Below are 26286 nucleotides of genomic sequence, written 5' to 3' on the forward strand. Positions count from 1 at the left end.
CCTGTTGTCTGATCCGTTTATCTCGACGCGCGAAGCATGGGTGGAGTTCCCCATCTTCGATGCCAAGACGCGCTCGCTGAAGAAGGCGTTCCTCGGTAAGGCCGGCGGTGCCATCGGACGCAACGAGTCCAACGTCGTCGTCATCGAAGCTCTGCGCGACATCACGATGTCGCTGAAAATGGGCGACCGGGTCGGGCTGGTCGGCCACAACGGCGCGGGTAAATCCACACTGCTGCGGCTGCTTTCGGGCATCTACGAGCCGACACGAGGCTCAGCCACGGTGAGTGGCCGGGTGGCTCCGGTGTTCGACCTCGGCGTCGGGATGGACCCCGAGATCTCGGGGTTCGAGAACATCCTCATCCGCGGCCTGTTCCTCGGGCAGTCCCGCAAGCAGATGCTGGCCAAGGTCGACGAAATCGCCGAGTTCACCGAGCTCGGCGAGTACCTGTCGATGCCGCTGCGCACTTACTCGACCGGTATGCGGGTGCGCCTGGCGATGGGCGTGGTCACCAGCATCGACCCCGAGATCCTGCTGCTCGACGAAGGCATCGGCGCGGTCGACGCGGACTTCCTCAAGAAGGCGCAAACCCGCCTGCAGAGCCTGGTGGAGCGGTCCGGAATCCTGGTGTTCGCAAGCCATTCCAACGAATTCCTGGCCAGGCTCTGCAAGACGGCGATGTGGATCGACCACGGCACCATCAAGATGACGGGCGGCATCGAGGAGGTCGTCGGCGCCTACGAGGGGCCGGATGCGGCCCGGCATGTGCGCGAGGTGTTGGAGGAAACGGCGCGTGGAGCCTGAGTCCGTCTGTGCCGTCATCGTCACGCACCGACGTCGTGAACTACTCACCCTATCGTTGGCCGCGGTGGTCAACCAGGACCGCAAACCCGATCACCTGATCGTGGTCGACAACGACGACGACGAGGCCGTGCGTGAACTGGTCCTGGGCCAGCCGGTACCGGCGACCTATCTCGGCTCCCGCCGAAACCTCGGCGGCGCAGGCGGTTTCGCGCTGGGCATGCTGCACGCCTTGGCTCAGGGAGCCGACTGGATCTGGCTGGCCGACGACGACGGCCGCCCCGCCGACAACACCGTCCTGTCCACCCTGCTGGCCTGCGCCGAGCAGTACAGCCTGGCCGAGGTCTCACCCATGGTGTGCAACCTCGATGATCCGGAGCGCCTGGCGTTCCCGCTGCGCCGCGGGCTGGCGTGGCGGCGCCTGGTCGGCGAGTTACGCACCGAGGGTGAGGGTGATCTGCTGCCCGGTATCGCCTCACTGTTCAACGGCGCATTGTTCCGGGCCGCCACGGTGGAGTCCGTCGGCGTCCCGGATCTGCGCCTGTTCGTCCGCGGCGACGAGGTCGAACTGCACCGGCGGTTGGTGCGCTCCGGCCTGCCGTTCGGAACTTGTTTGACCGCAAGCTATCTGCACCCGTGCGGGACCGATGAGTTCAAACCGATCCTCGGCGGCCGGATGCACACCCAGTACCCCGATGACGAGACGAAGCGGTACTTCACCTACCGCAACCGCGGCTACCTGCTGTCCCAGCCGGGTCTGCGCAAACTGCTGCCGCAGGAGTGGGTGCGGTTCGGCTGGTACTTCCTGGTGTCCCGCCGCGACCCGGCGGGTCTGCGCGAATGGATTCGCCTGCGGCGGCTGGGCAGGAGCGAAAGATTTTTTCGGGGCGAGCGAAGCGACGGGAGGAGCAGCAGATGACGTTCACTGACGCAGCGTCCGAGTCCAAGACCATGACCCGCGCAATCCGCGATCTTTCCGAAGGTTTCCGCAAGCGCGAACTGTGGCTGCACCTGGGCTGGCAGGACATCAAGCAGCGCTACCGGCGCAGTGTGCTCGGCCCGTTCTGGATCACCATCGCCACCGGTACCACCGCGGTGGCGATGGGCCTGCTGTACTCGAAACTGTTCAAGCTCCCCCTCGAAGAGCACCTGCCGTACGTGACGCTCGGGTTGATCATCTGGAACTTGATCAACGCCTCGATCCTCGAGGGCTCCGAGGTGTTCATCGCCAATGAGGGCCTCATCAAACAACTTCCGACCCCGTTGTCGGTACATGTCTACCGCTTGGTGTGGCGGCAGCTGATCCTGTTCGGCCACAACATCGTCATCTTCGTGGTGATCGCGATCGTCTATCCGAAGCCTTGGAAATGGGTCGATTTGGCAGTCATCCCGGCGCTGGGGCTGATCGTGCTGAACTGCGTATGGGTGTCGATCTGCTTCGGCATCCTTGCCACCCGCTACCGCGACATCGGTCCGCTGCTGGCCTCGGTGGTACAGCTGCTGTTCTTCATGACTCCGATCATCTGGAACGAGTCGACACTGCAGCAGCAGGGCGCCGGATCGTGGGCCAAGATCGTCGAATTGAATCCGCTGCTGCACTACCTCGACATCGTGCGGGCCCCGCTGTTGGGCGCCGATCAGGAAGCGCGGCACTGGATTGTGGTGCTGGTCCTGACAGCGATCGGTTGGGGCTTCGCGGCAATCGCGATGCGCCAGTACCGGGCACGCGTCCCGTACTGGGTGTAGTCACCAGGGCGCAGGCGCGCCGCCGAACACGAACCTGCGTCCGGAGATCTCCTTCGGCTGGATGCGGACGTAGCGGCGTTTCGTGGTGACAATCCACGACAACAACTGGCCACTCTCAGCCTCGGCGATCTCATCAGGTGCCTCAAGCAGTCGCGGTTCGCCCCGCACGATCACACTCCACCCGCCGGAGACATTGTGATCGTCGACTTCGAACAGCACCCGGTCGTTGAACAGCGCAGAGACCAACTTGGTCCCCTCCGCGGTCCGGAACAACACGGTGCGGTGCTGAACGACGAAGTTGACCGGGAAGATTTCGAGCCTGGTGCCCATCGTCGCGACCAACCGGCCCAGGGTGACGCTGGACAACAAGTGCCAGCACTCGTCCTCCCCGAGCACCGAAACCGGGCTCTGCGGCGTCATGAGGCCACCGTAGCGCCGAAATGGCAATCGGCGCGCCCGGCTCCTCGAGAGAAGCGGGACGCGCCGATCGGCAGGATGACTACTGGACGTTCATGAACGTGACGTTCATGTGCTCAGTTCATATTCCAGGGCTCGCCGTAGGTGGTGACGCTGTCACCGGTCGAGGCGATCAGGCGGGCGAACGGACGCAGCAGCACACCACCGGCCGCACCGGTCACCGTGCCGTGCGCATTGGACACCGCCACACCGCCGGCCGGGCCCTTGACATCCACCGAGAACGTCGCCACTTCCTGGATACCGGGGCCATTGCCCAGATCCGCACTGATCGACACACCCGGGAACAGGTTCGGGGTGATGACCGACTCCAGGCCGAACGGCGGGCCGGTGATGTCACCATCGTCGATCAGGATGTTGGGGGTGGTGTAGGAGAAGTTGATCCCCACACCCAGCGACCAGGGGAAGCCGATCTGGTAACCCAGCTCCAAGGTGCCCTCGAAATCGTCGGCCCCCGGGCCGGCGACGGTGTACTTGGCGCGACCGGAATGGAACCACTCACGGGTCAGCCGGTTGCGGTCCAGCGGAAACACACCATTGAGGAAGGTGTCCCACTGCTGAACGGTCAGAGTCCGATCCTGACCATCAACCAGGCTCAGTTCATTGTCCAGACCCGCATGAGAAGTGCCCGTGCCTATGAAGAGGCCGGCGAAGACCCCTGCCATTGCGGTCACCAATGCGACCAGCACCCGACTGAATGCCTTCATGTTCTCCCTAGCTGTGTCGGCGATCCGATTCGTTCTTCACCAACCAGGGTCCCCACCCCAGAGATACGTGGGCGATCCACTACCCGATTAGGGAGGTCACATCCGGTTCTCATGCCCTGCTCATGATTGGCAGGAGAAAACGTAACCGGGCAACACCCGGCCAGCAACGGCAACGGTTTCCGGCCACCGAGCAGACAAACCTTGGCACAAAGTTTGCTGAACCAGCACCGGCTTGCGTCACACCGTCGCTGTCCGTTACCTGTGGGCACGGGCCGTCGCGGTTGCACGCCGCCGGCACAAGGAAGCCGAGACAAGACCCCACTACAGCGTCGGAACTGCCGTTTCGCCATTTCCGTGGAAGGTCTGGCAGACAATCACGCTGAGCAGAAGGATTGCCGTCACGGTCGTCAATATCGCGGGCCGGCCAGCCGACCACTCCGGGTTTGCGCTTGCTGGGTAAACGGCCCGTTACGCGCCACCCAACGCCCGGATTAACTGAACCGCCGAAGATCCTTCGGCGGTTTCACAACCGTTATTCCAATTTGTGGCCGACATCACACTCACGACGCCCCGCGGAAGTGGGTTTTGGTGCCTCACCGTCGCGGGGCGGGCATCCGCACGGTGACGTTGATGCGGTTCCACGCGTTGATGGTCACCGCCATCGCGATCACCTGGCCGAGCTCGCGTTCGGTGAAGGCCTCGGCGGCGCGCGCATACACCGCGTCGGGAACATGGCCGTCGCCCAGTTCGGTGATGGCCTCGGCCAGGGCCAGCGCCGCCTGCTCACGTTCGGTGAACAGGTCACCGGCCTCCTGCCAGGCGGCGATGAGTGCGAGCCGCTGTTCGGTCTCGCCCTGCTTGCGGGCGTCGTGGGTGTGCATGTCGAGGCAGAACGCGCAGTGGTTGATCTGCGATGCCCGGATCTTGACGAGCTCGCCGATCGTGGGGTCGACGTCCTTGGCGGCGGCATTCGACAGCGTCATCATCGCGTCGTAGAGCTCGGGAGAAACCTTGTAGATCTTGAGGCGGTCAACGGTCGTGGCGGGTTCGAGTGTCTGTGTCATGCCACCAACGCTAGGCCAGAAAGTACCGCCTAGATGGTTCAATACTGAAGTGACTTCGCGGGCCAATTTTGGTAGCCGGGACCTTCACCTCGAGCTGCGCACGAGGATCGAGCCCGGCAGCCGCACCGCGCGCGAGCAGCTGATCACCGCACTTCGGGAGGGAATCCGAACGGGCCGGTTGAGCACCGATACGCGGCTGCCGCCGTCACGCACGCTGGCCTCCGATCTGGGGCTGGCCCGTAACACCGTCGCCGAGGCCTATGCGGAGTTGGTCGCCGAGGGCTGGCTGGCCTCCCGCCAGGGGGCAGGCACCTGGGTCGCGCGTGCCACAACTGCGCGGCCGGCGCCGCGACCGCGCCGCATTCCCGTCACGCCTCGGCACAACCTGATGCCGGGCTCGCCCGATGTATCCGAGTTTCCGCGGTCGGCCTGGTTGGCATCGGCCCGGCGGGCCATCACCGACGCACCTGTGTCAGCACTGCGAATGGGTGATCCACGCGGACCGCTGGTGCTGCGCGAGGCGCTCACCGAATACCTGGGCCGGGCGCGCGGAGTGCGCGCGACACCGGAATCCATCGTGATCTGCTCCGGGGTTCGCGACGGCGTCGACCTGGTGGGCCGGGTCCTGGGCAGCCGGCGACCCATCGCGGTGGAGGCTCACGGGCTGTTCATCTTCCGCGACGTGCTTGCGGCGCTGGGGGTACCGACGACGCCGATCGGCGTCGACGAGCACGGCGCGGTGATCAGCGACCTGGAGCGCCTCGACACCCCGGCCGTACTACTTACTCCCGCGCATCAGAGCCCGTTCGGCATGGCACTGCACCCGGTCCGACGCACAGCGGTCATCGACTGGGCGCAACGGACCGACGGATACGCGTTGGACGACGACTACGACGGCGAGTTCCGCTACGACCGCCAGCCCGTCGGCGCCCTGCAGTCCTTGAACCCAGAACGGGTCGTCTACCTGGGATCGGCCAGTAAGAGCATGGCGCAGGTGATGCGCGTCGGCTGGATGGTGCTGCCGGAGGCATTGATCGATCCGGTCATCGCGGCAGCCGGTGGGGCGCAGTATCACGTCGACGCCCTCACGGCGCTGACCTTGGCCGACTTCATCCGTGGCGGCGGCTACGACCGGCACATCCGCCGGATGCGCAACCGCTACCGACGGCGACGCGACGCCCTTGCCACCGCACTCGCCGGATTCAATCTGGGCATCGGCGGGCTGGCGGCTGGAGTGAATATGCTGCTCACCCTTCCCGACGGGGCCGAACCCGAGGTGCTGCGCCGGGCCGGTGAGGCCGGCATCGCGCTGCACGGGCTGTCGCTGATGCGTCACCCGCAGGCCGGACCCGATACCCCGGATCCCGACGGGATCATCATCGGTTTCGGGGCGCCCGCCGAACACGCCTTCGGGCCCGCGGTCGACGCGCTCTGCGGCGTGCTGTCAGCCGCGTTGCGTTAGGAATCCTCGCCCACGATCAGGTCTGACGGCCCGGTGGGCAGCCGCCAGCCGAAGATCAACGCGGCCAAGCGCAGCGTCGTCGCCACCACCGTGCCCACCGCCAGTCCGATCCACTGTGGGCCGAAATAGTCGATGACCGCATATGTCGTCGCACCGATCATTGCCGGGACGGCATACAGATCATCCGGCCGCATCAACATCGGGATCTCGCGGACCAGCACATCCCGGATGATGCCGCCGCCGATCGCGGTGGTCATGCCGATCAGCACCGCCGCGAACCAGCTGGCCCCATGGTCGACGGCGAACGCCGCGCCGGAGGTCGCGAAGAACCCCATACCGATCGCGTCCAGTGGCAGCACGATGTGGTTGAACCGAATCAGATACTTGGCGGTGAGGGTGGCCACAAAAGTCGCCGCCAGAGCAACGGTGATGTTCGGCCAGTGCTGAATGGAGACGGGCGGATGGACGCCGAGGAAGAGATCGCGGATCACCCCGCCGCTCACACCGGTCAACACGCCCAGCGCCGCGATACCGAACAGGTCGAAGCCCTTGCGGATCGCGACCATGACCCCCGACGACGCGAACACCGCGATCCCGAGGTCGTTGAGCACCGTCTGCAACACGACTGAACGTTAGGCCCTCGCTAAGCTGCCTGGGTGGCTGAGCCCGTAATGTCCCCGACCCTGGACCTCAAAACGCAAGCGTTCCGGTTCCTCGTCACCGGCGGACTGGCCGCGATTGTTGACTTCGGCCTGTACGTCACCTTCCTTCGACTGTTCGCCACAATCTGGCACGTCGACGAGGACATCCGGGTCAACGTCGCCAAGACCATCAGCTTCATCGCCGGCACCACCACCGCCTACCTGATCAACCGGCGCTGGACCTTCCAGGCGCCGCCCAGCAGGGCCCGGTTCATCGCGGTCTGCGTCCTCTACGCACTCACCTACGCGGTGCAGGTGGGTATCAACTTCGTGTTCTACATGCAGTTCGAGAACCAGCCCTGGCGGGTGCCGGTGGCCTTTGTCATCGCCCAGGGCACCGCGACCGTGATCAACTTCATCGTGCAACGTGCGGTGATCTTCAAACTGCACTGAGGTCCGGCACCGGTTACTGCCGGGTACTCTCCTTACCGATGTCGACTACCGATTTGCCGACCACTCCCAAGCGCCTGACAGGCTGGGGCCGGACCGCACCGACCGTGGCACAGGTGCTCTCTACCAGCGATCCCGAGGTCATCGTCAAGGCCGTCACGCGGGCCGCCGAGCAGAAGGGCCGGGGTGTGATCGCCCGCGGCCTGGGCCGCTCATACGGCGACAACGCGCAGAACGGCGGCGGGCTCGTCATCGACATGTCGGGGCTCAACCAGATCCACTCGATCGATGCCGGCACCAAGCTGGTCGACGTGGACGGCGGGGTGAACCTCGACCAACTGATGCGGGCTGCACTGCCCCACGGATTGTGGGTACCGGTGCTGCCTGGCACCCGCCAGGTGACCATCGGCGGCGCCATCGGCTGTGACATCCACGGCAAGAACCACCACAGCGCAGGCAGCTTCGGCAACCACGTGCGCTCGATCGATCTACTGACCGCCAATGGCGAGATCCGCAAACTCACTCCGGACGGTCCCGACGCCGAATTGTTCTGGGCCACGGTCGGCGGTAACGGCCTGACCGGCATCGTCCTGCGGGCCACGATCGAGATGACCCCCACGGAGACCGCGTATTTCATCGCCGACGGCGATGTCACGCACGGCCTCGACGAGACCATCGAGTTCCACAGCGACGGCACCGAGGACAACTACACGTATTCGTCCGCGTGGTTCGACGCGATCAGCGCCCCGCCCAAGCTGGGGCGCGCGGTGATCTCCCGCGGCTCGCTGGCGAAACTGGACCAACTGCCCGCCAAACTCCAGCGCGATCCGCTGAAATTCGATGCGCCGCAGTACTTCACTGCGCCGGACATCTTCCCCAACGGCCTGGGCAACAAGTACATCTTCGGCGCCCTCACCGAGGGGTGGTATCGGCTGGGCAAGACCTACCGGGGCAAGGCCCAGAACCTGACGCAGTTCTACCACCCCCTGGACATGGTCGGGGAATGGAACCGGGCCTACGGCTCGGCCGGTTTCGCCCAGTATCAGTTCGTGGTGCCCACCGAGGCTGTCGACGAGTTCAAGCGGATCATGGTCGACATCCAGCGCTCCGGGCACTACTCGTGGCTCAACGTGTTCAAGCTGTTCGGCCCGGGAAACCAGGCTCCGCTGAGCTTCCCGATTCCCGGGTGGAACGTCTGCGTCGACTTCCGGATCAAGCCCGGCCTGAGCGAGTTCCTCACCGAACTGGACCGCCGCGTAATGGAATTCGGCGGCCGGCTCTATACCGCCAAGGACTCGCGGACCACCGCGGCCACGTTCCACGCCATGTACCCGCGCATCGAAGAGTGGCTGGCCGTGCGCCGCAAGGTCGACCCCGATGGCCTGTTCGTGTCGGACATGGCACGTCGTCTGGAGCTCGTCTAGCGGTCCGCTCGGCACACCCACACGCCGACCGTTCGGCGCTCGTCTGAGCCCTCTCGAATTGGCGAGAATTTTATTCTTGACTAATTCCAGAAAAGGGATAAGACTTCGGTCCGTGGCGACAACCGCGGACTTCCAGCAGATGCTGCGAAACGCCGACATGCGCGTGACCCGCCCCCGAGTGGCGGTGCTACACGCGGTCCATGCGCACCCACACGCCGATACGGACACGATCATCCGTTCGGTGCGCAAAGACCTGCCCGAGGTCTCGCACCAGGCCGTCTATGACTCGTTGCATGCGCTGACCGCAGCAGCTCTGTTGCGGCGTATCCAACCATCCGGTTCGGTCGCCCGGTACGAATCACGGATCGGCGACAACCATCACCACGTCGTGTGCCGATCGTGTGGCGCAATCGCCGACGTGGACTGCGCGGCCGGGTCGGCCCCATGCCTGACCGCGTCACACGACCACGGTTTCGAGATCGATGAAGCCGAGGTCATCTATTGGGGCACGTGCCCCGAATGTTCCATTGCTCCAAGTAGATAACCCCTTAACCCGCCAGCCCCGGAAAGGATTTGTCATGGCCGACGCCGAAACTCACCCCCCGATTGGTGAAGCACAAACCGAACCCGCCGAAAGCGGCTGTCCCATGGTCATCAAGCCCCCCGTCGAGGGCGGCAGCAACCGCGACTGGTGGCCCAACGCGGTCAATCTGAAGATCCTTCAGAAGAACCCGCCTGCCATCGACCCGTCGGACGAGGGCTACGACTACCGCGAGGCCGTCAAGTCTCTCGATGTCGCGGCCTTCCAGCGCGATTTCGATGAGCTGCTGACCAATTCGCAGGACTGGTGGCCCGCCGACTTCGGGCACTACGGTCCGCTGTTCGTCCGCATGTCGTGGCACGCCGCGGGTACCTACCGGGTCGAGGACGGCCGCGGCGGTGGCGGGCGCGGTATGCAGCGCTTCGCCCCGCTGAACAGCTGGCCGGACAACGTCAGCCTGGACAAGGCCCGCCGCCTGCTGTGGCCGCTGAAGAAGAAGTACGGCAAGCAGATCTCGTGGTCCGACCTGATCGTCTACGCCGGCAACCGGGCGATGGAGCACATGGGCTTCAAGACCGCGGGCTTCGCCTTCGGCCGCCCGGACTTCTGGGAGCCCGAGGAGGACATCTACTGGGGCGCCGAGCACGAATGGCTGGGCACCCGGGAACGGTATGCAGGATCTGACGGTGACCGCACCAAGCTGGAGAACCCGCTCGGCGCATCCACCATGGGCCTGATCTACGTCAACCCCGAAGGCCCCGAGGGCAATCCGGATTACCTGGCGGCAGCCATCGACATCCGCGAGACGTTCGGCCGGATGGCGATGAACGACATCGAGACCGCGGCGTTGATCGTCGGCGGCCACACCTTCGGCAAGACCCACGGCGCCACCGAGATCGAGAACGGCGTGGAGCCCGAGGCAGCACCGCTGGAGCAGATGGGCCTGGGCTGGGCCAACCCCGGCGTCGGCAACGACACCGTCAGCAGCGGCATCGAGGTCACCTGGACCCACACCCCGACCAAGTGGGACAACTCGTTCCTGGAGATCCTCTACAGCAACGAGTGGGAGCTGTTCAAAAGCCCGCAGGGCGCCAATCAGTGGCGGCCGAAGGACGGCGGCTGGGCCAATTCGGTACCGATGGCCCAGGGCACCGGCAAGACGCACCCGTCGATGCTGACCACTGACCTCTCGCTGCGGTTCGACCCGATCTACGGTGAGATCACCCGCCGCTGGCTGGACCACCCGGAGGAGCTGGCCGAGGAGTACGCCAAGGCCTGGTTCAAGCTGATCCACCGCGACATGGGTCCGGTGACCCGCTACCTCGGACCGCTGGTGCCCAAGCAGACCTGGCTGTGGCAGGACATCATCCCCGCCGGCAAGGCACTGAGCGACGCCGATGTCGCCACGCTCAAGGCCGCCATCGCCGACTCGGGGCTGACGGTCCAGCAGTTGGTGGACACCGCGTGGAAGGCGGCGGCGTCGTTCCGCTCCAGCGACATGCGTGGCGGTGCAAACGGTGGCCGCATCCGGCTGCAGCCGCAGCTGGGCTGGGAGGTCAACGAGCCCGAGGAGCTGGCCCCGGTGATCGCCAAGCTCGAGGAGATCCAGGCCGCGTCGAACACCGGGGTGTCCTTCGCGGACCTGGTGGTCCTCGGCGGTGTCGTCGGTGTCGAAAAGGCGGCCAAGGACGCCGGTTTCGACGTCGCGGTGCCGTTCACCTCGGGCCGGGGCGACGCCTCGCAGGAGCAGACGGACGTCGAGTCGTCCGCCTACCTGGAGCCCAAGGGTGACGGTTTCCGGAACTTCGTGGCCAAGGGCGACAGCCTGCCGGCCGAGTACCGGCTGATCGACCGGGCCAACCTGCTGGGCCTGTCGGGCCCTGAGCTGGCCGTGCTGATCGGTGGCCTGCGCGTGCTGGGCGCCAACCACGGTGGCTCGGAGCTCGGTGTGTTGACGGACAAGAAGGGTCAGCTGACCAACGACTACTTCGTCAACCTGACCGACATGGGCATCAAGTGGGCGCCCGCGCCTGCCGATGACGGCACCTACGTCGGGACCGACCGCGCCAGCGGCTCCCCTAAGTACACCGCCAGCCGTGTCGACCTGCTGTTCGGCTCGAACTCGCAGCTGCGGGCGCTGGCCGAGGTGTACGCGGAGGACGATTCCAAGGAGAAGTTCGTCAAGGACTTTGCCGCAGCCTGGGCCAAGGTGATGGACAACGACCGGTTCGATCTGGCCTGATCGACTGACCGACAACTAACGCAACACCCCGCGGGCTTCGGCTCGCGGGGTGTTGTTGCGTTGTGGCCCTAGCCTTTTGCGCGCACGGCCCGATATGCCGCCTTGCCGAACGTTTCGGCCACCAACTCCGAGTCACCATCGTCGGCGAGCATCTTGCGGACGGCCGCTTCACAGATCGCCAGGAACACCTCGACCAGCATGGGCAGCGTGACATCGACATCGGCCACCTGCCACCGCTGCAGCAGCGGGCGCATGGCCGTGGCGAGCTGTCCTCGGATGCGCTCGCGACCGCCGACGATCGCGGCGGTCAGCACCGGGTCGGGATCGGCCGCGAAGATGATCCGCCACGAGGCAGGACGCTCACGCACAGTGCTGTGAAGTGCATGAAACCCGTCGACGAACAGTTGCTCGATGGAGCCGGTGCGCTGTGGCGGCAATAGTTCGAGCAGGCTCGCCAGCACCCCATCGGTTTCCCGATCCAGAAGCGCGGCAAGCACTTCCCCGCGACCGGGGTAGCAGGCGTAGACCACCGGTCGGGTGACGCCCAGACGCTGCGCGATGGTTCCCATCGTCACGTCAGCCAGGCCCCGATGCGCGGCGATGTCCAACGCAGTGTCCAGCACCTGGGGGCGGCGCCGATCCGGGCCGAGGTGCTCGGCGCGGCCCCGGTTGGCGAGTGCGGCTTCGTTCATGTCAACCGATCGTGCCAAGGATCGGTTGCGACTCGAGAATGCCCTCGTCGCTCGGCGCGCGGCCCTCCCCGAACACCCGGACCGCCTGCCGGTCGCGAAGCTCGAAGTGCGCCTGGCTCGGTGCGGCGTAGCCGTAGCGACGCTGCGCCTCGCGCGGCGTCGTGGTGACGGGGTCCTTCGGCGGCACGGACAGCAGGACCCGCGCGCCGATGGGCAGGGTCGCCGGAGAGAGCAGCTTCAGCAGGATCAACTCGAGCCGGGTACTCGTCGCGATCACCCTGAACCCGACCCGCAGCGGCAGCACGGCCAGCGCGTCGAGAACCCGGGATGTGCTGAGCCCGGCCATCTCCCGCATCCAGCGCGGCATCGTCGCCAATGTGCCGCGACGCAGGAACGCGGTGATGACCGTGGTGCCCGGACGCAGCAGCAGTGGCATCCTGGGCAACATCACCTCGGCACCCAGCAGGTGATGCATCGCCTGCCGGGCGATGTCCGAGCCGATCAGCTGGGGCCGCATCTGCTCGAAGTACTCCCGGATGCCCTCGCGGGTCAGGGGGACGTCGGAGGGATCGCAGGTCTGAAGTTCGGCGGCGATCGCGCATTCTCGCCAGTACTGCAACTCCTCTTCGGGCGACAGCGGCCCTGGGCCGTACTTCTCGTAGGCCACCAGGATGGAATGCCACGCGGTCAGGTGGATCCACAACTGTGAATCAGGATGGTTGGCGTCGTAGGTCTTCCCGGTGACCGGGTCGGTGCCGATGGCCTTGGAGTGAATCTTGACCAGAACATCGGCGGCCTTCGTGGTCGAGCGACTGTCGTCGAACGCCACCATCGCGAAGTAGCGCAGCGTCCGGTCGTACCGGGTGCGCGGCCGCGAATAGATCTCGTGGGTCTTGTCGACCGCCGCGACGAGCGCGGGGTCGAGTTCTTCGATGACGACGGCACGCTGGAATCCGATCGACAGCGAGGTGGGATAACTCCACACCTTCCACGTCACCGAACCGGGGCCGAAGAACCCGTAGTCCTCCCCCGGTTCCGTCTCGGGCAACGTCAGCCATTCACGGATCGTCATGATCTCCCCATTTCCTACACGATGTAGAAAAAAGCTACGTCGTGTAGGAAATGGGGTCAAGACCCTGCGCTCGGATTTTCGGCGGAAACCGCACGGTACCCTCGTCACGATGTCCCACGAGGCTTGGAGCTGCGCTAGATGGTGTTCGACGCCGTAGGTAACCCCCAGACGATTCTGCTGCTCGGCGGCACTTCAGAGATCGGGCTCGCGATCTGTGAGCGCTATTTGCGCGACGGCTCCGCCCGCATCGTGCTGGCCGCCCTGCCCGGCGATCCGGGCCGTGACGACGCGGTGGCCCAGCTGCGCAAGGCGGGTGCCAGTTCAGTAGAGGTCATCGACTTCGATGCGGTCGACACAGCAACCCACCCCGACGTCATCGACAAGGCGTTCGCCGCTGGTGACGTGGATGTCGCGATCGTCGCGTTCGGCCTGCTCGGCGATGCCGAAGAGCTGTGGCAGAACCAACGCAAAGCTGTACAGATCGCCGAAATCAATTACACCGCAGCGGTTTCGGTCGGTGTCCTGGTCGGCGAGAAAATGCGGGCGCAGGGCTACGGCCAGATCATCGCGATGAGCTCGGCCGCCGGCGAGCGGGTGCGCCGATCCAACTTCGTCTACGGCTCCACCAAGGCCGGCCTCGACGGGTTCTACCTCGGCCTCGGCGAGGCGCTGCGCGAATACGGACCGCGGGTGCTGGTGATCCGGCCCGGGCAGGTCCGCACCCGGATGAGCGCCCACGTCAAGGAAGCCCCGCTGACCGTCGACAAGGAATACGTCGCCAACCTTGCCGTCACCGCGTCGGCCAAGGGCAAAGAACTGGTGTGGGCGCCGGGCGCGTTCCGCTACGTGATGATGGTTCTGCGGCACGTCCCGCGGTCCATCTTCCGCAAGCTTCCCATCTAATGCCGGCCGGACCCCACACGCCGACGGGCGTGGCCGGTCCGGCCAGGGTGGCCGGACACATGGTGATCGCCCTGATGCTCGCCTCGGCGGTGGCCGGGGTGTCGATCGCGGCGATCGCCCAGGTCCAGTGGCCGGCCTACAACACGTCCAACCAACTGCATGCGCTCACCACGGTGGGCCAGGTCGGCGCGCTGGCCGGAATCTTCGCGGCGGGCCTGATCTGGCGGCGCGGGCGGCGCACCCTGGCCCGGCTGGCCGGCCTGATCTTCCTGTCGGCCTTCTCGGTGGTCACCCTGGCGATGCCACTGGGCGCCACCAAGCTCTACCTGTTCGGGGTTTCGGTCGACCAGCAGTTCCGCACCGAATACCTGACCCGGCTGGCCGATGCCCCAGGTCTGCACGACATGACCTACTTCGGGCTGCCGCCCTACTATCCGGCCGGTTGGTTCTGGATGGGCGGGCGTATCGCCGCGGCCACCGGCACCCCGGCCTGGGAGATGTTCAAGCCCTGGTCGATCGTCTCGATCACCATCGCCGTGGCACTCGCTTTCGTGTTGTGGGCAACCATGATTCGCTTCGAATACGCGCTGATCGTGACCACCGCGAGCACCGCCGCCGTGCTGGCCTACTCCTCCACCGAGCCCTACGCCGCGATCATCACCGTGCTGTTGCCGCCGGTGTTCGTACTGGCCTGGTCAGGGCTGCGAGGTAAGACCCGCAACGGGGGTTGGGCCGCCGTCATCGGCGTCGGGATCTTCCTCGGCTTCGCCGCCCTCTTCTACACCCTGCTGCTGGCCTACTGCGCGTTCACGCTGGCCTTGATGGCGTTGGTGCTGGCGATCGCCCGGCGCCGGATCGACCCCCTGCTGCGTCTACTGGTCATCGCCCTGATCTCCGGGGCGATCGCCCTGATCACCTGGGGCCCGTACCTGCTGGCCGCGCTGCGCGGAACACCCGCCGAGAAGGGCACCGCCCAGCACTATCTGCCCGACGCCGGCGCCCAGCTGACCTTCCCGATGCTGAGCTTCACGCTGCTCGGCGCGCTGTGCATGCTCGGCACACTGTGGCTGGTGGTCCGCGCCCGATCCTCGACGCGGGCCGGGGCGCTGGCCATCGCGGTGCTCGCCGTCTACGCCTGGTCGCTGCTGTCGATGCTGACCACGCTGGCCGGCACCACCCTGCTGTCCTTCCGGTTGCAGCCCGCACTGACCGTGCTGCTCACCACCGCGGGCGCGTTCGGGTTCATCGAGGCGACGCAGGCCATCGCACGGCGCTACCAGCCGGAGACCGCGCAGCGCGTCACCATCGCGGCCGCCGCCGTCGGCGTGATCGGCGCCGTCACCTTCAGCCAGGACATTCCCGACGTGCTCCGCCCCGACATCAACGTGGCCTACACCGACACCGACGGAACCGGGCAGCGGGCAGACCGCCGGGCGCCCGGGGCCGAGCGCTACTACCGCGAGATCGACGCCAAGATCGCCGAGGTCACCGGAGTGCCGCGCAACCAGACCGTGGTGCTGACCGCCGACTACAGCTTCCTGTCGTACTACCCCTACTACGGGTTCCAGGGCCTGACCTCGCACTACGCGAACCCGCTGGCCGAATTCGACAAGCGCGCCAAGGCCATCGAGGGCTGGGCCACGCTCAGCGAGGCCGACCAGTTCGTGAAGGCGCTCGACGAGATGCCATGGAAGGCGCCGACCGTGTTCCTGATGCGCCACGGCGCGAACGACACCTACACGCTGCGCCTGGCCTCCGACGTCTACCCCAACCAGCCCAACGTGCGCCGCTATCACGTGGCGCTCGACGCGGCACTGTTCAAAGATCCACGTTTCGAGGTGACCGACATCGGCCCGTTCGTTCTGGCGATCAGAAAGCCAACTCCCGATGGCCATTAGTTCCGGCGCTCCCACGCCGATAGCATCAGAGCCCGTGACGGGACCGCGGGGAACCGCCGGCAGCAACCACCGGACGGTGCGGCTCATCGCGATCGTCGCCGGTTTGCTCGGCGTATTGATGGCGGTCGCAACTCCGCTGCTTCCGGTCAAGCAGACCACTGCCCACCTGAACTGGCCGCAGAACGGCACGTGGCAGAGCATCAACGCTCCGCTGATCGGTTACGTCGCCACCGACCTGACCATCACCGTGCCCTGCCAGGCCGCCGCCGGGCTGGCCGGGCCCGAGAATCGGGGCAAGACGGTCCTGCTGTCGACCGTGCCCAAGCAGGCACCCAAGGCCATCGACCGCGGCCTGCTGATCGAGCGGGTCAACAACGACCTGCTGGTCATCGTGCGCAACACCCCGGTGATCAGCGCACCACTGGCTGCGGTACTCAGCCCGGCATGCCAATCCCTGACGTTCACTGCGCACGCCGACAAGGTGACCGGTGAATTCGTCGGGCTCACCCAGGCCGACGCCAGCGACACCGCCGACCACCCCACCGCACCGTTGCGCGGTGAGCGCGGCGGCTACGACTTCCGCCCGCAGATCGTCGGCGTCTTCACCGACCTGTCGGGGCCCGCACCCGAGGGCCTGAAGTTCTCGGCCACCATCGACTCGCGCTACAGCAGCGCCCCGACGCTGCTCAAGATGCTGGCGATGATCATCGGGGTGGCGATGACCATCCTCGCGCTGGGTGCCCTGCACCGTCTCGACACCGCCGACGGCGTCCGGCACCGGCGCTTCCTCCCGCCCCGCTGGTGGTCGATGACACCGTTGGACGGGCTGGTCACCGCGGTCCTGGTGTGGTGGCACTTCGTCGGGGCCAACACCTCCGACGACGGCTACATATTGACCATGGCCCGGGTGTCCGAACACGCCGGCTACATGGCCAACTACTACCGCTGGTTCGGCACCCCCGAAGCGCCATTCGGCTGGTATTACGACCTGCTCGCGCTGTGGGCCCACGTCTCCACCAACAGTGTCTGGATGCGGCTGCCAACGCTCGTGATGGCGCTCGCCTGCTGGTGGGTGATCAGCCGCGAGGTGCTGCCGCGACTCGGCCGTGCCGTCAAGACCAACCGTGCGGCCGCCTGGACCGCGGCAGGTATGTTCCTGGCGTTCTGGCTGCCGCTCAACAACGGCCTGCGCCCCGAACCGATCATCGCCCTCGGCATCCTACTGACCTGGTGTTCGGTGGAACGCGGGGTGGCCACCAACCGCATGCTGCCGGTGGCCGTCGCGATCATCATCGGCGCGCTCACCCTGTTTTCCGGGCCCACCGGTATCGCCGCCGTCGGCGCCCTGCTGGTCGCCGTGGGACCGCTGAAAACCATTGTGGCCCGGCATACCTCACGCTTCGGGCACCTCCCGCTGCTGGCCCCGATCCTGGCCGCCTGCACGGTGACGATCATCCTGATCTTCCGCGACCAGACCCTGGCCGGCGAGATCCAGGCCAGCACCTTCAAATCCGCCGTCGGCCCCAGCCTGGCCTGGTTCGACGAGCACATCCGCTACTCGCGGTTGTTCACCTCGAGCCCCGACGGCTCGGTGGCGCGACGCTTCGCGGTGCTGACCCTGCTGGTGGCGCTCGCGGTGGCAGTGGCGATGACCCTGCGCAAGGGTCGCATCCCGGGCACCGCCGCCGGTCCGAGCCGGCGCATCGTCGGCATCACGATCATCTCGTTCCTGGCGATGATGTTCACCCCGACCAAGTGGACCCATCACTTCGGCGTGTTCGCCGGGCTGGCCGGATCCCTCGGCGCGCTGGCAGCCGTCGCAGTGACGGCCGCGGCAATGAAATCCCGGCGCAACCGGTCGATGTTCGCCGCCCTCGTCCTGTTCGTGGTGGCGCTGTCGTTCGCGACGGTCAACGGCTGGTGGTACGTCGCCAACTTCGGGGTCCCCTGGTCGAACTCGTTCCCCGAGTGGAAGTTCGGGTTCACCACGATCCTGCTCGGGTTGTCGGTGCTGGCCCTGCTGGGCGCGGCCTGGTTCCACTTCAGCGGTCACGACAAGTCCCCGGACGTCCCGCAGCGCCGTTGGCAGCGGATCGTGCAATCACCGCTGGCCATCGCCGCGTGGGTGCTGGTGATGTTCGAGGTGGTCTCGCTGACCCTGGGGATGATCAACCAGTACCCGGCCTGGTCGGTCGGGCGCTCCAATCTGGAAGCCCTCGCCGGGAAGTCCTGCGGGCTGGCCAGCGACGTGATGGTCGAGGAGAACACGAACGCCGGCCTGCTGGCACCGATCAGCGAGCCGCCCGGACAGGCCCTCGGTGCGGTCACCGCGCAGGGATTCGGCCCCAACGGCATCCCCTCGGACGTCTCGGCCGACCCGGTGATGGAACAGCCCGGCGCAGGCAATTTCGCCGACACCGACTCGGGCACCGTGACCGGCAGCGAAGTGGGCACCGAAGGCGGCACCACCGCCGCCGCCGGGGTCAACGGATCCCGGGCTCGGCTGCCCTACGGCCTCGACCCCGCCACCACTCCGGTACTCGGCAGCTGGCGGGCCGGCACCCAGCAGCCCTCGGTCATGCGCTCGGCCTGGTACCGGCTGCCCGACCGCGACAAGGCCGGCCCCCTGCTGGTCGTCTCGGCCGCGGGCCGCTTCGATCCAGGCGAGGTTGTGGTGCAGTGGGCCACCGACGCACAGGCCGCCGAGAACAAGCCCGGCGGCGGTGTCGGGTTCGCCGACGTGGGCGCCGCCCCGGCCTGGCGCAACCTTCGCGCCCCGCTGGCGGCCATCCCGCGCGAGGCCACCCAGATCCGGTTGGTCGCCTCAGACGACGACCTGGCGCCCCAGCACTGGATCGCGGTGACCCCGCCGCGCATCCCGCAGCTGCGCAGCCTGCAGGACGTGGTCGGCTCGCAGGACCCGGTCCTGCTGGACTGGCTGGTGGGCCTGGCCTTCCCGTGCCAACGGCCGTTCGGCCATCAGTACGGCGTCACCGAGGTGCCCAAGTGGCGGATCCTGCCGGACCGCTTCGGCGCCGAGGCCAACTCGCCGGTGATGGACTACCTGGGCGGCGGCCCGCTGGGCATCGCCGAACTACTGCTGCGGCCGTCGAGCGTGCCGACGTACCTGAAGGACGACTGGTTCCGGGACTGGGGCTCGCTGCAACGGCTCACACCCTGGTACCCGGACGCCACGACGGCCCGCCTGGACCTGGGCACCGCCATCCGCAGCGGGCTCTGGAGCCCGGCGCCGCTGCGGCACAGTTAGAACTTCGCGTTAAGCGCCAGGTCGGTCGTCTGCGGTGTCGAGCACTACGCCGCGGACAGCAGTCACATACTGACCGCGATCCGCGGCACAAGCACCTACGAGGCCCCCTGGGACCTCTCAGTGAGCGCCGCTTGATGAGAAGTTCACACACACTCTCGCCAAAAGGGCGACGGTGGCCGGGGCTCACATGCGGGTCGCATAACATCGAGCCTCGTGCCTTCCGATGAGCCAACCGACCGTGTTGTGGGCATCGCACGCCTGATCGCCATCATCGCGGGCATCGCGGGTGTGGTGCTGTGCGCGCTGGTGCCGCTACTGCCCGTCAAACAGACCACCGCGACCATCCTGTGGCCGCAGGGCACCGACGCCGGAGGCAACGTCACTGCGGTGACGGCCCCGCTGGTGTCGGGCGCCCCACAGTCCCTCGATGTATCCATTCCCTGCTCGGCGATGGCGTCACTGCCTGCCGAGGGCGGCCTGGTGTTTTCCACCATCCCGTCCGGCGGCATCGACGCCAGCCGCAACGGCCTGTTTGTCCGGGCCAATGCCGAAACCGTGGTGGTGGCGTTCCGCGACTCGGTGGCCGCCGTCGCCCCCCGCGCGGCGATCGACGCGGGCGGCTGCAGTGCCCTGCACCTGTGGGCCAACCTCGGCGGAGTCGGCGCGGACTTCGTCGGCATCCCCGGCGCCACCGGCACCGCGGCCGTCGAGAAGAAGCCCCAGGTCGCCGGTCTGTTCACCGATCTGAAGATGGCGCCGCAGCCCGGGCTGAGCGCCCGCGTCGACATCGACACCCGGTTCATCACCTCCCCGACCCCGCTGAAACTGCTGGTGATGGCGCTCGGCGTGCTGTGCGTAGTGGCGTCGATCGTGGCGCTGGCCGTGCTTGACCGCCGCGGAGGCCATCGGGTCGGCCGTGGCTGGCGTCGCTTCGTGAAGGTTCCGCTCGCCACCTGGATCGCCGACATCGGCGTGATCGGCGGCCTGCTGGTGTGGCACGTCATCGGCGCCATCTCCTCCGACGACGGCTACAACCTGACCATCGCGCGGGTCTCCTCCGACGCCGGGTACACCACCAACTACTTCCGCTACTTCGGCACCACCGAGGCCCCGTTCGACTGGTACCAGTCGGTGCTGGGCCACTTCGCGGCGATCAGCACGGCCGGCGTGTGGATGCGCCTGCCCGCCACCCTGGCCGGCATCGGCACCTGGTTGCTGCTGAGCCGGTGGGTGCTCCCCCGGCTGGGACGGCGCGTCGCGCTCAACCGGGTCACCATGTGGACCGCGGGTGCGGTGTTCCTGGCCGCCTGGTTCCCGTTCAACAACGGCCTGCGTCCCGAACCGCTGATCGCCTTCGGGGTGCTCGCGGTGTGGGCACTCGTCGAGACCACCATCGCGACACACCGCCTATGGCCGACCTGCCTGGCGATCATCGTGGCGGCGTTCAGCGTGACCCTGGCCCCGCAGGGCCTCATCGCACTGGCCCCGCTGCTGGTGGGCGCACGCACCGTCGTCAGGATCATCAAGGCCCGGCAGATCGCCCGGCCCGCACTGGCCGCACTCGCCGGCTCGGCGGCACTGATCCTCGTCGTGGTGTTCCGCGACCAGACCCTGGCCAGCGTCGCCGAATCGGCCCGGATCAAGTACACCGTCGGGCCGACCATCTCGTGGTACCAGGAATTCCTGCGGTACTACTTCCTGACCGTCGAAGATTCCGTCGACAGCTCCTTGACCCGGCGATTCGCGGTCCTGACGATGATGCTGTGCCTGTTCGGGATGATCGCGGTCCTGCTGCGCAAGGGCCGGGTCCCCGGGCTGGCCGGCGGCCCGGTCTGGCGACTGATCGGCACCACCGCCGTCGGCCTGCTGCTGCTGCACTTCACCCCGACCAAGTGGGCGGTGCAGTTCGGTGCCTTCGCCGGGTTGGCAGCCGCGCTCGGGGCCGTGACGGCGTTCGCCTTCGCCCTGGTGGGCCTGCACAGCCGACGTAACCTCGCCCTCTACGTCACCGCGCTGCTGTTCGTGCTCGCCTGGGCCACCTCCGGCACCAACGGCTGGTTCTACGTCGGCAACTACGGCGTGCCCTGGTTCGACCGCCAACCGGTGATCGCCGGGTTCCCGGTGACCACCATCTTCCTGGCACTGGCCATCGTCACCGCCGTGCTGGCCGGCTGGCTGCACTTCCGGATCGACTACGCCGGGCACACCGAGGTGGCCGACACCCGGCGCAACCGGGCACTGGCGTCGACCCCGCTGCTCGTGGTCGCCACCATCATGGTGGTGCTCGAAGTCGGCTCGATGGCCAAGGGCTTCGTCCAGCGCTACCCCGGCTACACCACGGCGGCGGCCAACTTCTCAGCGCTGACCTCGGGGCTGTCGTCCGACAGCTGTGCCATGGCCGACGACGTACTCGTCGAGTCCGACATCAACGCGGGCACGCTGCAACCGGTGGAAGGCCAGACCTACGGCGAGTACGGGCCGCTGGGCGGCGAGAACCCGGTCGGGTTCACCCCCAACGGAATCAGCGACACTCTGGAACCGCCGAAACCCGTCGTCGCCAACCCCGGCACGGTGAACTCCGACGGCTCACCCAACAAGCCCAACGTCGGCATCGCCTACGCCGCAGGCACCGGCGGTGGCTACGGGCCCGTCGGCGTCAACGGCTCCCGGGTGTACCTGCCGTTCGGCCTGGACCCGGCCCGCACTCCGGTGATGGGCAGCTACAAAGAGAACACCGTCGCTGCCAAGGCCACCTCGGCCTGGTACCAGCTGCCGCCCCGCACCGCGGATCGGCCACTCGTGACCGTCGCCGCCGCCGGCGCCATCTGGTACTACGACGAGGAACACGAGTTCCACTACGGCCAGTCGCTGAAACTGCAGTGGGGCGTGCACCGTCCCGATGGCAGCTTCACCGCCCTGGGTGCCGTCCAGCCGATCGACGTGTTCGCCCAATACGCCTGGCGCAACCTGCGTTTCCCGCTCGCTTGGGCACCGCCGGAGGCCAACGTGGCCCGGATCGTCGCCGACGACCCCAACCTGTCCGAAGATCAGTGGTTCGGTTTCACCCCCCCGCGGGTGCCGACCCTGCAGACCGCAAGTGCGTTCCTCGGCGCGCAGACCCCGGTGCTGATGGACATCGCGACCGCCGCGAATTTCCCGTGCCAGCGCCCGTTCTCCGAACATCTCGGTGTCGCCGAGTTGCCGGAGTACCGCATCCTTCCCAACGTCAAGCAAGTGGTGGTGTCGTCGAACATGTGGCAGTCCGCCCAAAAGGGTGGTCCCTTCCTCTTCATCCAGGCGCTGCTGCGCACGTCGACCATTCCGACGTATCTGCGTGACGACTGGTACCGGGACTGGGGCTCGATCGAGAAATACGACCCGGTGGTGCCCGCCGGCCAGGCGCCCGTCGCCGCGATCGATCAGGGAACCCAACGAGTGTTCGGCTTCAGCCGGCCCGGCCCGATCCGGGCCCTGCCATGAGCACGACCGTGCGCGAACGTAGCGCCGACAAGGACGTTCAGCTGACCCGCTGGGTCGCGATGATCGCGGGACTCATCGGCTTCCTGTGCGCGGTGGCCACACCGCTGCTGCCGGTGGTGCAGACCACCGCGACGCTCAACTGGCCCCAACAGGGTCAGCTCAACGACGTCACCGCGCCGCTGATCACCCAGACGCCCGTCACCATGTCGGTGACGATCCCGTGTGAGGTGATCCGCTCGGTGCCGCCCGAGGGGGCGATGGTGCTCGGCACCGCCCCCAAGGAGGGCAGACAGGCCGCGCTCAACGCGTTGTTCGTCAACGTCAACGCCAAGCGAGTCGACATCACCGACCGCAACGTCGTGATCGCGAGCGTGACGCGGGACAAGGTCGCCGGAGCCGGCGGTGCGCCCGGATGTTCCAGCATCGAGATCACCTCGTCGGATGCGGGCACCTTCGCCACATTTGTCGGGCTCACCGGCAGCGACGGCAAGGAATTGCGCACCGGTTTCGCCGACCCGAACCTGCGGCCCCAGATCGTCGGTGTCTTCACCGAGTTGAGCGGAGCTGCGCCGCAAGGTCTTTCGTTGTCCGCCACGATCGACACCCGGTTCACCTCCAAACCCACCGCACTCAAGCTGGTGGCGATCCTGCTCGGGATCGCCGCCACCGTGGTTGCGCTGCTGGCGTTGTGGCGGCTGGACCGCCTCGACGGACGGCGCATGCACCACCTGATCCCGTCACGCTGGCGCACCTTCAGCGCCGTCGATGCGGTGGTGGTCGGCGGGTTCCTGACCTGGCATGTGATCGGCGCGAACTCGTCCGACGACGGCTACATCCTGCAGATGGCCCGGGTGGCCGACCACGCCGGGTACATGTCGAACTACTTCCGCTGGTTCGGCAGCCCCGAGGACCCGTTCGGCTGGTTCTACAACCTGCTGGCCCTGATGACCCATGTCAGCGACGCCAGTATCTGGATGCGACTGCCCGACCTGATCTGTGCGCTGGTCTGCTGGCTGCTGCTGTCGCGTGAGGTGCTGCCGCGACTCGGCCCCGCCGTGATCGCGTCCAAGCCCGCACTGTGGGCCGCCGGCCTGGTGCTGATGGCGGCCTGGATGCCGTTCAACAACGGCCTGCGCCCCGAGGGCCAGATCGCCACCGGCGCCCTGATCACCTACGTGCTGATCGAACGGGCCATCATCTCCGGGCGCCTCACACCGGCCGCCATGGCGATCATCTCGGCGGCATTCACCCTGGGCATCCAGCCGACCGGCCTGATCGCCGTCGCCGCGCTGCTGGCCGGTGGACGTCCGCTGCTGCGCATCCTCGTGCGCCGCCGCCGGGCGCTCGGTGTGTGGCCGCTGGTGCTGCCCCTGCTGGCCGCAGGCACGGTGATCCTGACCGTGGTGTTCGCCGACCAGACGCTGGCAACGGTGCTGGAAGCCACCCGGATTCGTACCGCCATCGGCCCGAGCCAGGAGTGGTACACCGAGAACCTGCGCTACTACTACCTGATCCTGCCGACCGTGGACGGCTCACTGTCGCGGCGGTTCGGCTTCATCATCACCGCGCTGAGCCTGTTCGCCTCACTGTTCATCATGTTGCGGCGCAAGCGGGTTCCCGGTGTGGCCCGCGGGCCGGTGTGGCGACTGATGGGCATCATCTTCGCCACCATGTTCTGCCTGATGTTCACCCCCACCAAGTGGGTGCACCACTTCGGGCTGTTCGCCGCCGTGGGTGCGGCGATGGCCGCGGTGGTCACGGTGCTGGCCGGGCCGGCGGTACTCCGCTCGGCGCGCAACCGGATGGCCTTCACTGCCGCGGTGCTGTTCGTGCTCGCCCTGTGCTTCGCCACCACCAACGGCTGGTGGTACGTATCCAGCTACGGCGTGCCGTTCAACAACGACAAGCCCAACATCGGCGGAATCACGGTGAGCGCCATCTTCTTCGCGTTGTTCGCCATCGCCGCGCTCTGGGCGTACTGGCTGCACCTGAGACCCTCGGCCGAAGGTCGGTTGGCGCGGGCACTGACGAGCGCGCCGGTGCCGCTCGCGGCCGGGTTCATGGTCGTGGTGTTCGTCGGTTCGATGCTCTACGGCGTGGTGCGCCAGGACGGCACCTACTCCAACGCGTCCTCGAACCTGCGGGCCTTCGCCGGAGGGTGCGGCCTGGCCGACGATGTGCTGGTCGAACCCGACACCAACGACGGCTTCCTGACCCCGGCACCCGGAGAGTACGGCCCGTTGGGACCGCTGGGCGGTACCGCACCGACCGGGTTCACCCCGAACGGGGTGCCGGACCACATTGTCGCCGAGGCGATTCGGATCACCGTCCCGATGCCGGGCATCGACGCCGACTGGAATGCGGCCACCCAACTGAAGACGCCGGGAATCAACGGGTCGACCGTGCCACTGCCCTACGGGCTCGATCCGGCCCGGGTACCGCTGGCCGGCAGCTACGTCGAGGGCCCTGCCCAGCAGGAGAGCAAGCTGGCCTCGGCCTGGTACCAACTACCCGCCCCCGACGCCGCCCACCCGCTGGTCGTCGTCACCGCGGCCGGAACCATCACCGGCAACAGCATTTTCAACGGCCGCACCGAGGGCCAGCCGGTCGAGTTGGAGTACGGACGGCCCGGGCCCGACGGTGCCGCAGTGCCGGCCGGACGCGTGACGCCCTACGACCTGGGGCCGATCCCGTCCTGGCGCAACCTGCGCTTCGACCGCAGCGAGATCCCGGCCGACGCCACGTTTGTCCGGGTGATCGCCGAGGACAAGTCGCTGAGCCTCGGCGACTGGATCGCAGTCACCCCGCCACGGGTGCCCGAGGTCAAGACTGTGCAGGAGTACATCGGCTCACAGCAGCCGGTGCTGATGGACTGGGCCGTGGGTCTGGCCTTCCCGTGCCAACAGCCGATGCTGCACGCCAACGGTGTCACCGAGGTGCCGAAGTTCCGGATCACCCCGGACTACAACGCCAAGATGAAGGACACCGACACCTGGGAGGACGGCATCAACGGCGGCCTGCTGGGTATCAGCGATCTGCTGCTGCGCCAGCATGTGATGGCCACCTACCTGAACAAGGACTGGGGCCGGGACTGGGGTTCGCTGCGCAAGTTCGACACCATCGTCGACGCGGTTCCTGCGGAGGTCGAACTCGGGACAGCAACACATTCCGGGCTCTACAAGCCGGGCCGTATCCGCATCAAGCCGTAACGCTGGTCGGGCGTCGAGTGGCCAGTTGTGACACGTGTGCTACGAAAACCGTGTCATAACTGGCCATTCGCGCGTCAGGAGCGCCGCTCGGCCGTGAACGACACCTCGGCCTGGTAGTCGCGTATCGGACCGTCGGTGAGCATGGTGTAGGCATGGTTCATCGCGGGTCTGCAGTCGTAAGCGCGGCATATCAGCCAATATCGATGCCCTGTGG

The 26286-nt window shown here is 67.0% G+C and carries 19 protein-coding genes; 13 read left to right on the top strand and 6 right to left on the bottom strand.

The features are described 5' to 3' along the window. Positions 1-4: 4 nt before the first annotated feature. Genes HBE63_RS24065 through HBE63_RS24075 form a run of 3 tightly spaced genes read left to right on the top strand, consistent with a single transcriptional unit; the run spans position 5 to position 2545 of the window. Entirely contained in the window at positions 5-802 is a 798-nt protein-coding gene (locus HBE63_RS24065) for an ABC transporter ATP-binding protein (protein ID WP_166906988.1), read from the top strand. Continuing rightward, the gene (locus tag HBE63_RS24070; protein WP_243858259.1) at positions 792-1718 is read left to right on the top strand and encodes a glycosyltransferase; all 927 of its coding nucleotides are present in this window, start codon (positions 792-794) and stop codon (positions 1716-1718) included. Before HBE63_RS24065 ends, HBE63_RS24070 begins: the two co-directional genes overlap by 11 nt. Next, positions 1715-2545 carry an ABC transporter permease gene (locus HBE63_RS24075; RefSeq protein WP_166906990.1) on the top strand — a complete coding sequence of 277 codons (831 nt, stop codon included), beginning with the start codon at positions 1715-1717 and terminating at the stop codon, positions 2543-2545. The genes HBE63_RS24070 and HBE63_RS24075 overlap by 4 nt, the downstream gene beginning before the upstream one ends. Here HBE63_RS24075 and HBE63_RS24080 read toward each other — a convergent pair whose 3' ends face one another. From HBE63_RS24080 to HBE63_RS24090, 3 genes are all read right to left on the bottom strand, one after another. Beyond that, on the bottom strand, positions 2546-2965 hold the full coding sequence (locus tag HBE63_RS24080; protein ID WP_166906991.1) for a pyridoxamine 5'-phosphate oxidase family protein: 420 nt from the start codon (positions 2963-2965) through the stop codon (positions 2546-2548). It lies immediately after the preceding gene. Positions 2966-3078: 113 nt separating this feature from the next. Beyond that, a complete protein-coding gene (locus HBE63_RS24085; RefSeq protein ID WP_166906992.1) occupies positions 3079-3726 on the bottom strand; it encodes an MspA family porin in 648 nt (215 codons plus the stop codon). A 593-nt stretch (positions 3727-4319) separates the two neighbouring features. Beyond that, entirely contained in the window at positions 4320-4790 is a 471-nt protein-coding gene (locus tag HBE63_RS24090) for a carboxymuconolactone decarboxylase family protein (protein WP_166906993.1), read from the bottom strand. A gap of 49 nt (positions 4791-4839) precedes the next feature. On the opposite strand from HBE63_RS24090, the gene HBE63_RS24095 reads away from it, so the two are divergent. After that, positions 4840-6252, top strand: coding sequence for a PLP-dependent aminotransferase family protein (locus HBE63_RS24095; RefSeq protein ID WP_243858261.1), 1413 nt, complete (start codon positions 4840-4842; stop codon positions 6250-6252). Here the strand turns inward: HBE63_RS24095 and HBE63_RS24100 are convergent. Beyond that, entirely contained in the window at positions 6249-6875 is a 627-nt protein-coding gene (locus HBE63_RS24100) for a trimeric intracellular cation channel family protein (RefSeq protein WP_166906995.1), read from the bottom strand. The genes HBE63_RS24095 and HBE63_RS24100 overlap by 4 nt on opposite strands. Positions 6876-6923: 48 nt before the next feature. Between HBE63_RS24100 and HBE63_RS24105 the strand changes: the two genes are divergently transcribed. The 4 genes from HBE63_RS24105 to katG all read left to right on the top strand — a co-directional run bounded on the left by HBE63_RS24105 (position 6924) and on the right by katG (position 11550). Continuing rightward, complete coding sequence (locus HBE63_RS24105; RefSeq protein ID WP_166910133.1) at positions 6924-7346, top strand: GtrA family protein; 423 nt, start codon at positions 6924-6926, stop codon at positions 7344-7346. A 38-nt stretch (positions 7347-7384) separates the two neighbouring features. Further along, positions 7385-8767, top strand: coding sequence for an FAD-binding oxidoreductase (locus HBE63_RS24110; protein ID WP_166906996.1), 1383 nt, complete (start codon positions 7385-7387; stop codon positions 8765-8767). Positions 8768-8906: 139 nt separating this feature from the next. Then, positions 8907-9311, top strand: a complete 405-nt coding sequence (locus tag HBE63_RS24115) for a Fur family transcriptional regulator (protein WP_166910135.1) — start codon at positions 8907-8909, stop codon at positions 9309-9311. A 34-nt stretch (positions 9312-9345) separates the two neighbouring features. Next, positions 9346-11550, top strand: coding sequence for a catalase/peroxidase HPI (katG, locus tag HBE63_RS24120; protein ID WP_166906997.1), 2205 nt, complete (start codon positions 9346-9348; stop codon positions 11548-11550). A gap of 68 nt (positions 11551-11618) precedes the next feature. Here the strand turns inward: katG and HBE63_RS24125 are convergent, their stop codons facing one another. Both HBE63_RS24125 and HBE63_RS24130 read right to left on the bottom strand, forming a co-directional pair. Beyond that, positions 11619-12242 carry a TetR/AcrR family transcriptional regulator gene (locus HBE63_RS24125; RefSeq protein WP_166906998.1) on the bottom strand — a complete coding sequence of 208 codons (624 nt, stop codon included), beginning with the start codon at positions 12240-12242 and terminating at the stop codon, positions 11619-11621. A gap of 1 nt (position 12243) precedes the next feature. Continuing rightward, the gene (locus tag HBE63_RS24130; protein ID WP_166906999.1) at positions 12244-13314 is read right to left on the bottom strand and encodes an oxygenase MpaB family protein; all 1071 of its coding nucleotides are present in this window, start codon (positions 13312-13314) and stop codon (positions 12244-12246) included. A 138-nt stretch (positions 13315-13452) separates the two neighbouring features. Here HBE63_RS24130 and HBE63_RS24135 point away from each other — a divergent pair, with 138 nt between their 5' ends. The 5 genes from HBE63_RS24135 to HBE63_RS24155 all read left to right on the top strand — a co-directional run bounded on the left by HBE63_RS24135 (position 13453) and on the right by HBE63_RS24155 (position 26072). Beyond that, entirely contained in the window at positions 13453-14217 is a 765-nt protein-coding gene (locus HBE63_RS24135; protein ID WP_166907000.1) for a decaprenylphospho-beta-D-erythro-pentofuranosid-2-ulose 2-reductase, read from the top strand. Continuing rightward, positions 14217-16115: a galactan 5-O-arabinofuranosyltransferase gene (locus tag HBE63_RS24140; protein WP_166907001.1), complete on the top strand. Its 1899-nt coding sequence runs from the start codon at positions 14217-14219 to the stop codon at positions 16113-16115. Before HBE63_RS24135 ends, HBE63_RS24140 begins: the two co-directional genes overlap by 1 nt. Beyond that, entirely contained in the window at positions 16105-19383 is a 3279-nt protein-coding gene (locus HBE63_RS24145) for an arabinosyltransferase domain-containing protein (protein ID WP_371814807.1), read from the top strand. Before HBE63_RS24140 ends, HBE63_RS24145 begins: the two co-directional genes overlap by 11 nt. Positions 19384-19596: 213 nt before the next feature. Then, on the top strand, positions 19597-22863 hold the full coding sequence (locus HBE63_RS24150) for an arabinosyltransferase domain-containing protein (RefSeq protein ID WP_243858263.1): 3267 nt from the start codon (positions 19597-19599) through the stop codon (positions 22861-22863). After that, positions 22860-26072 (top strand): arabinosyltransferase domain-containing protein, encoded by a 3213-nt coding sequence (locus HBE63_RS24155; RefSeq protein ID WP_166907003.1) that lies wholly within the window; start codon positions 22860-22862, stop codon positions 26070-26072. The genes HBE63_RS24150 and HBE63_RS24155 overlap by 4 nt, the downstream gene beginning before the upstream one ends. Positions 26073-26286 lie beyond the last annotated feature (214 nt).

Origin of the sequence: Mycobacterium sp. DL440 (assembly GCF_011745145.1) — a bacterium.
Classification (GTDB): domain Bacteria; phylum Actinomycetota; class Actinomycetes; order Mycobacteriales; family Mycobacteriaceae; genus Mycobacterium.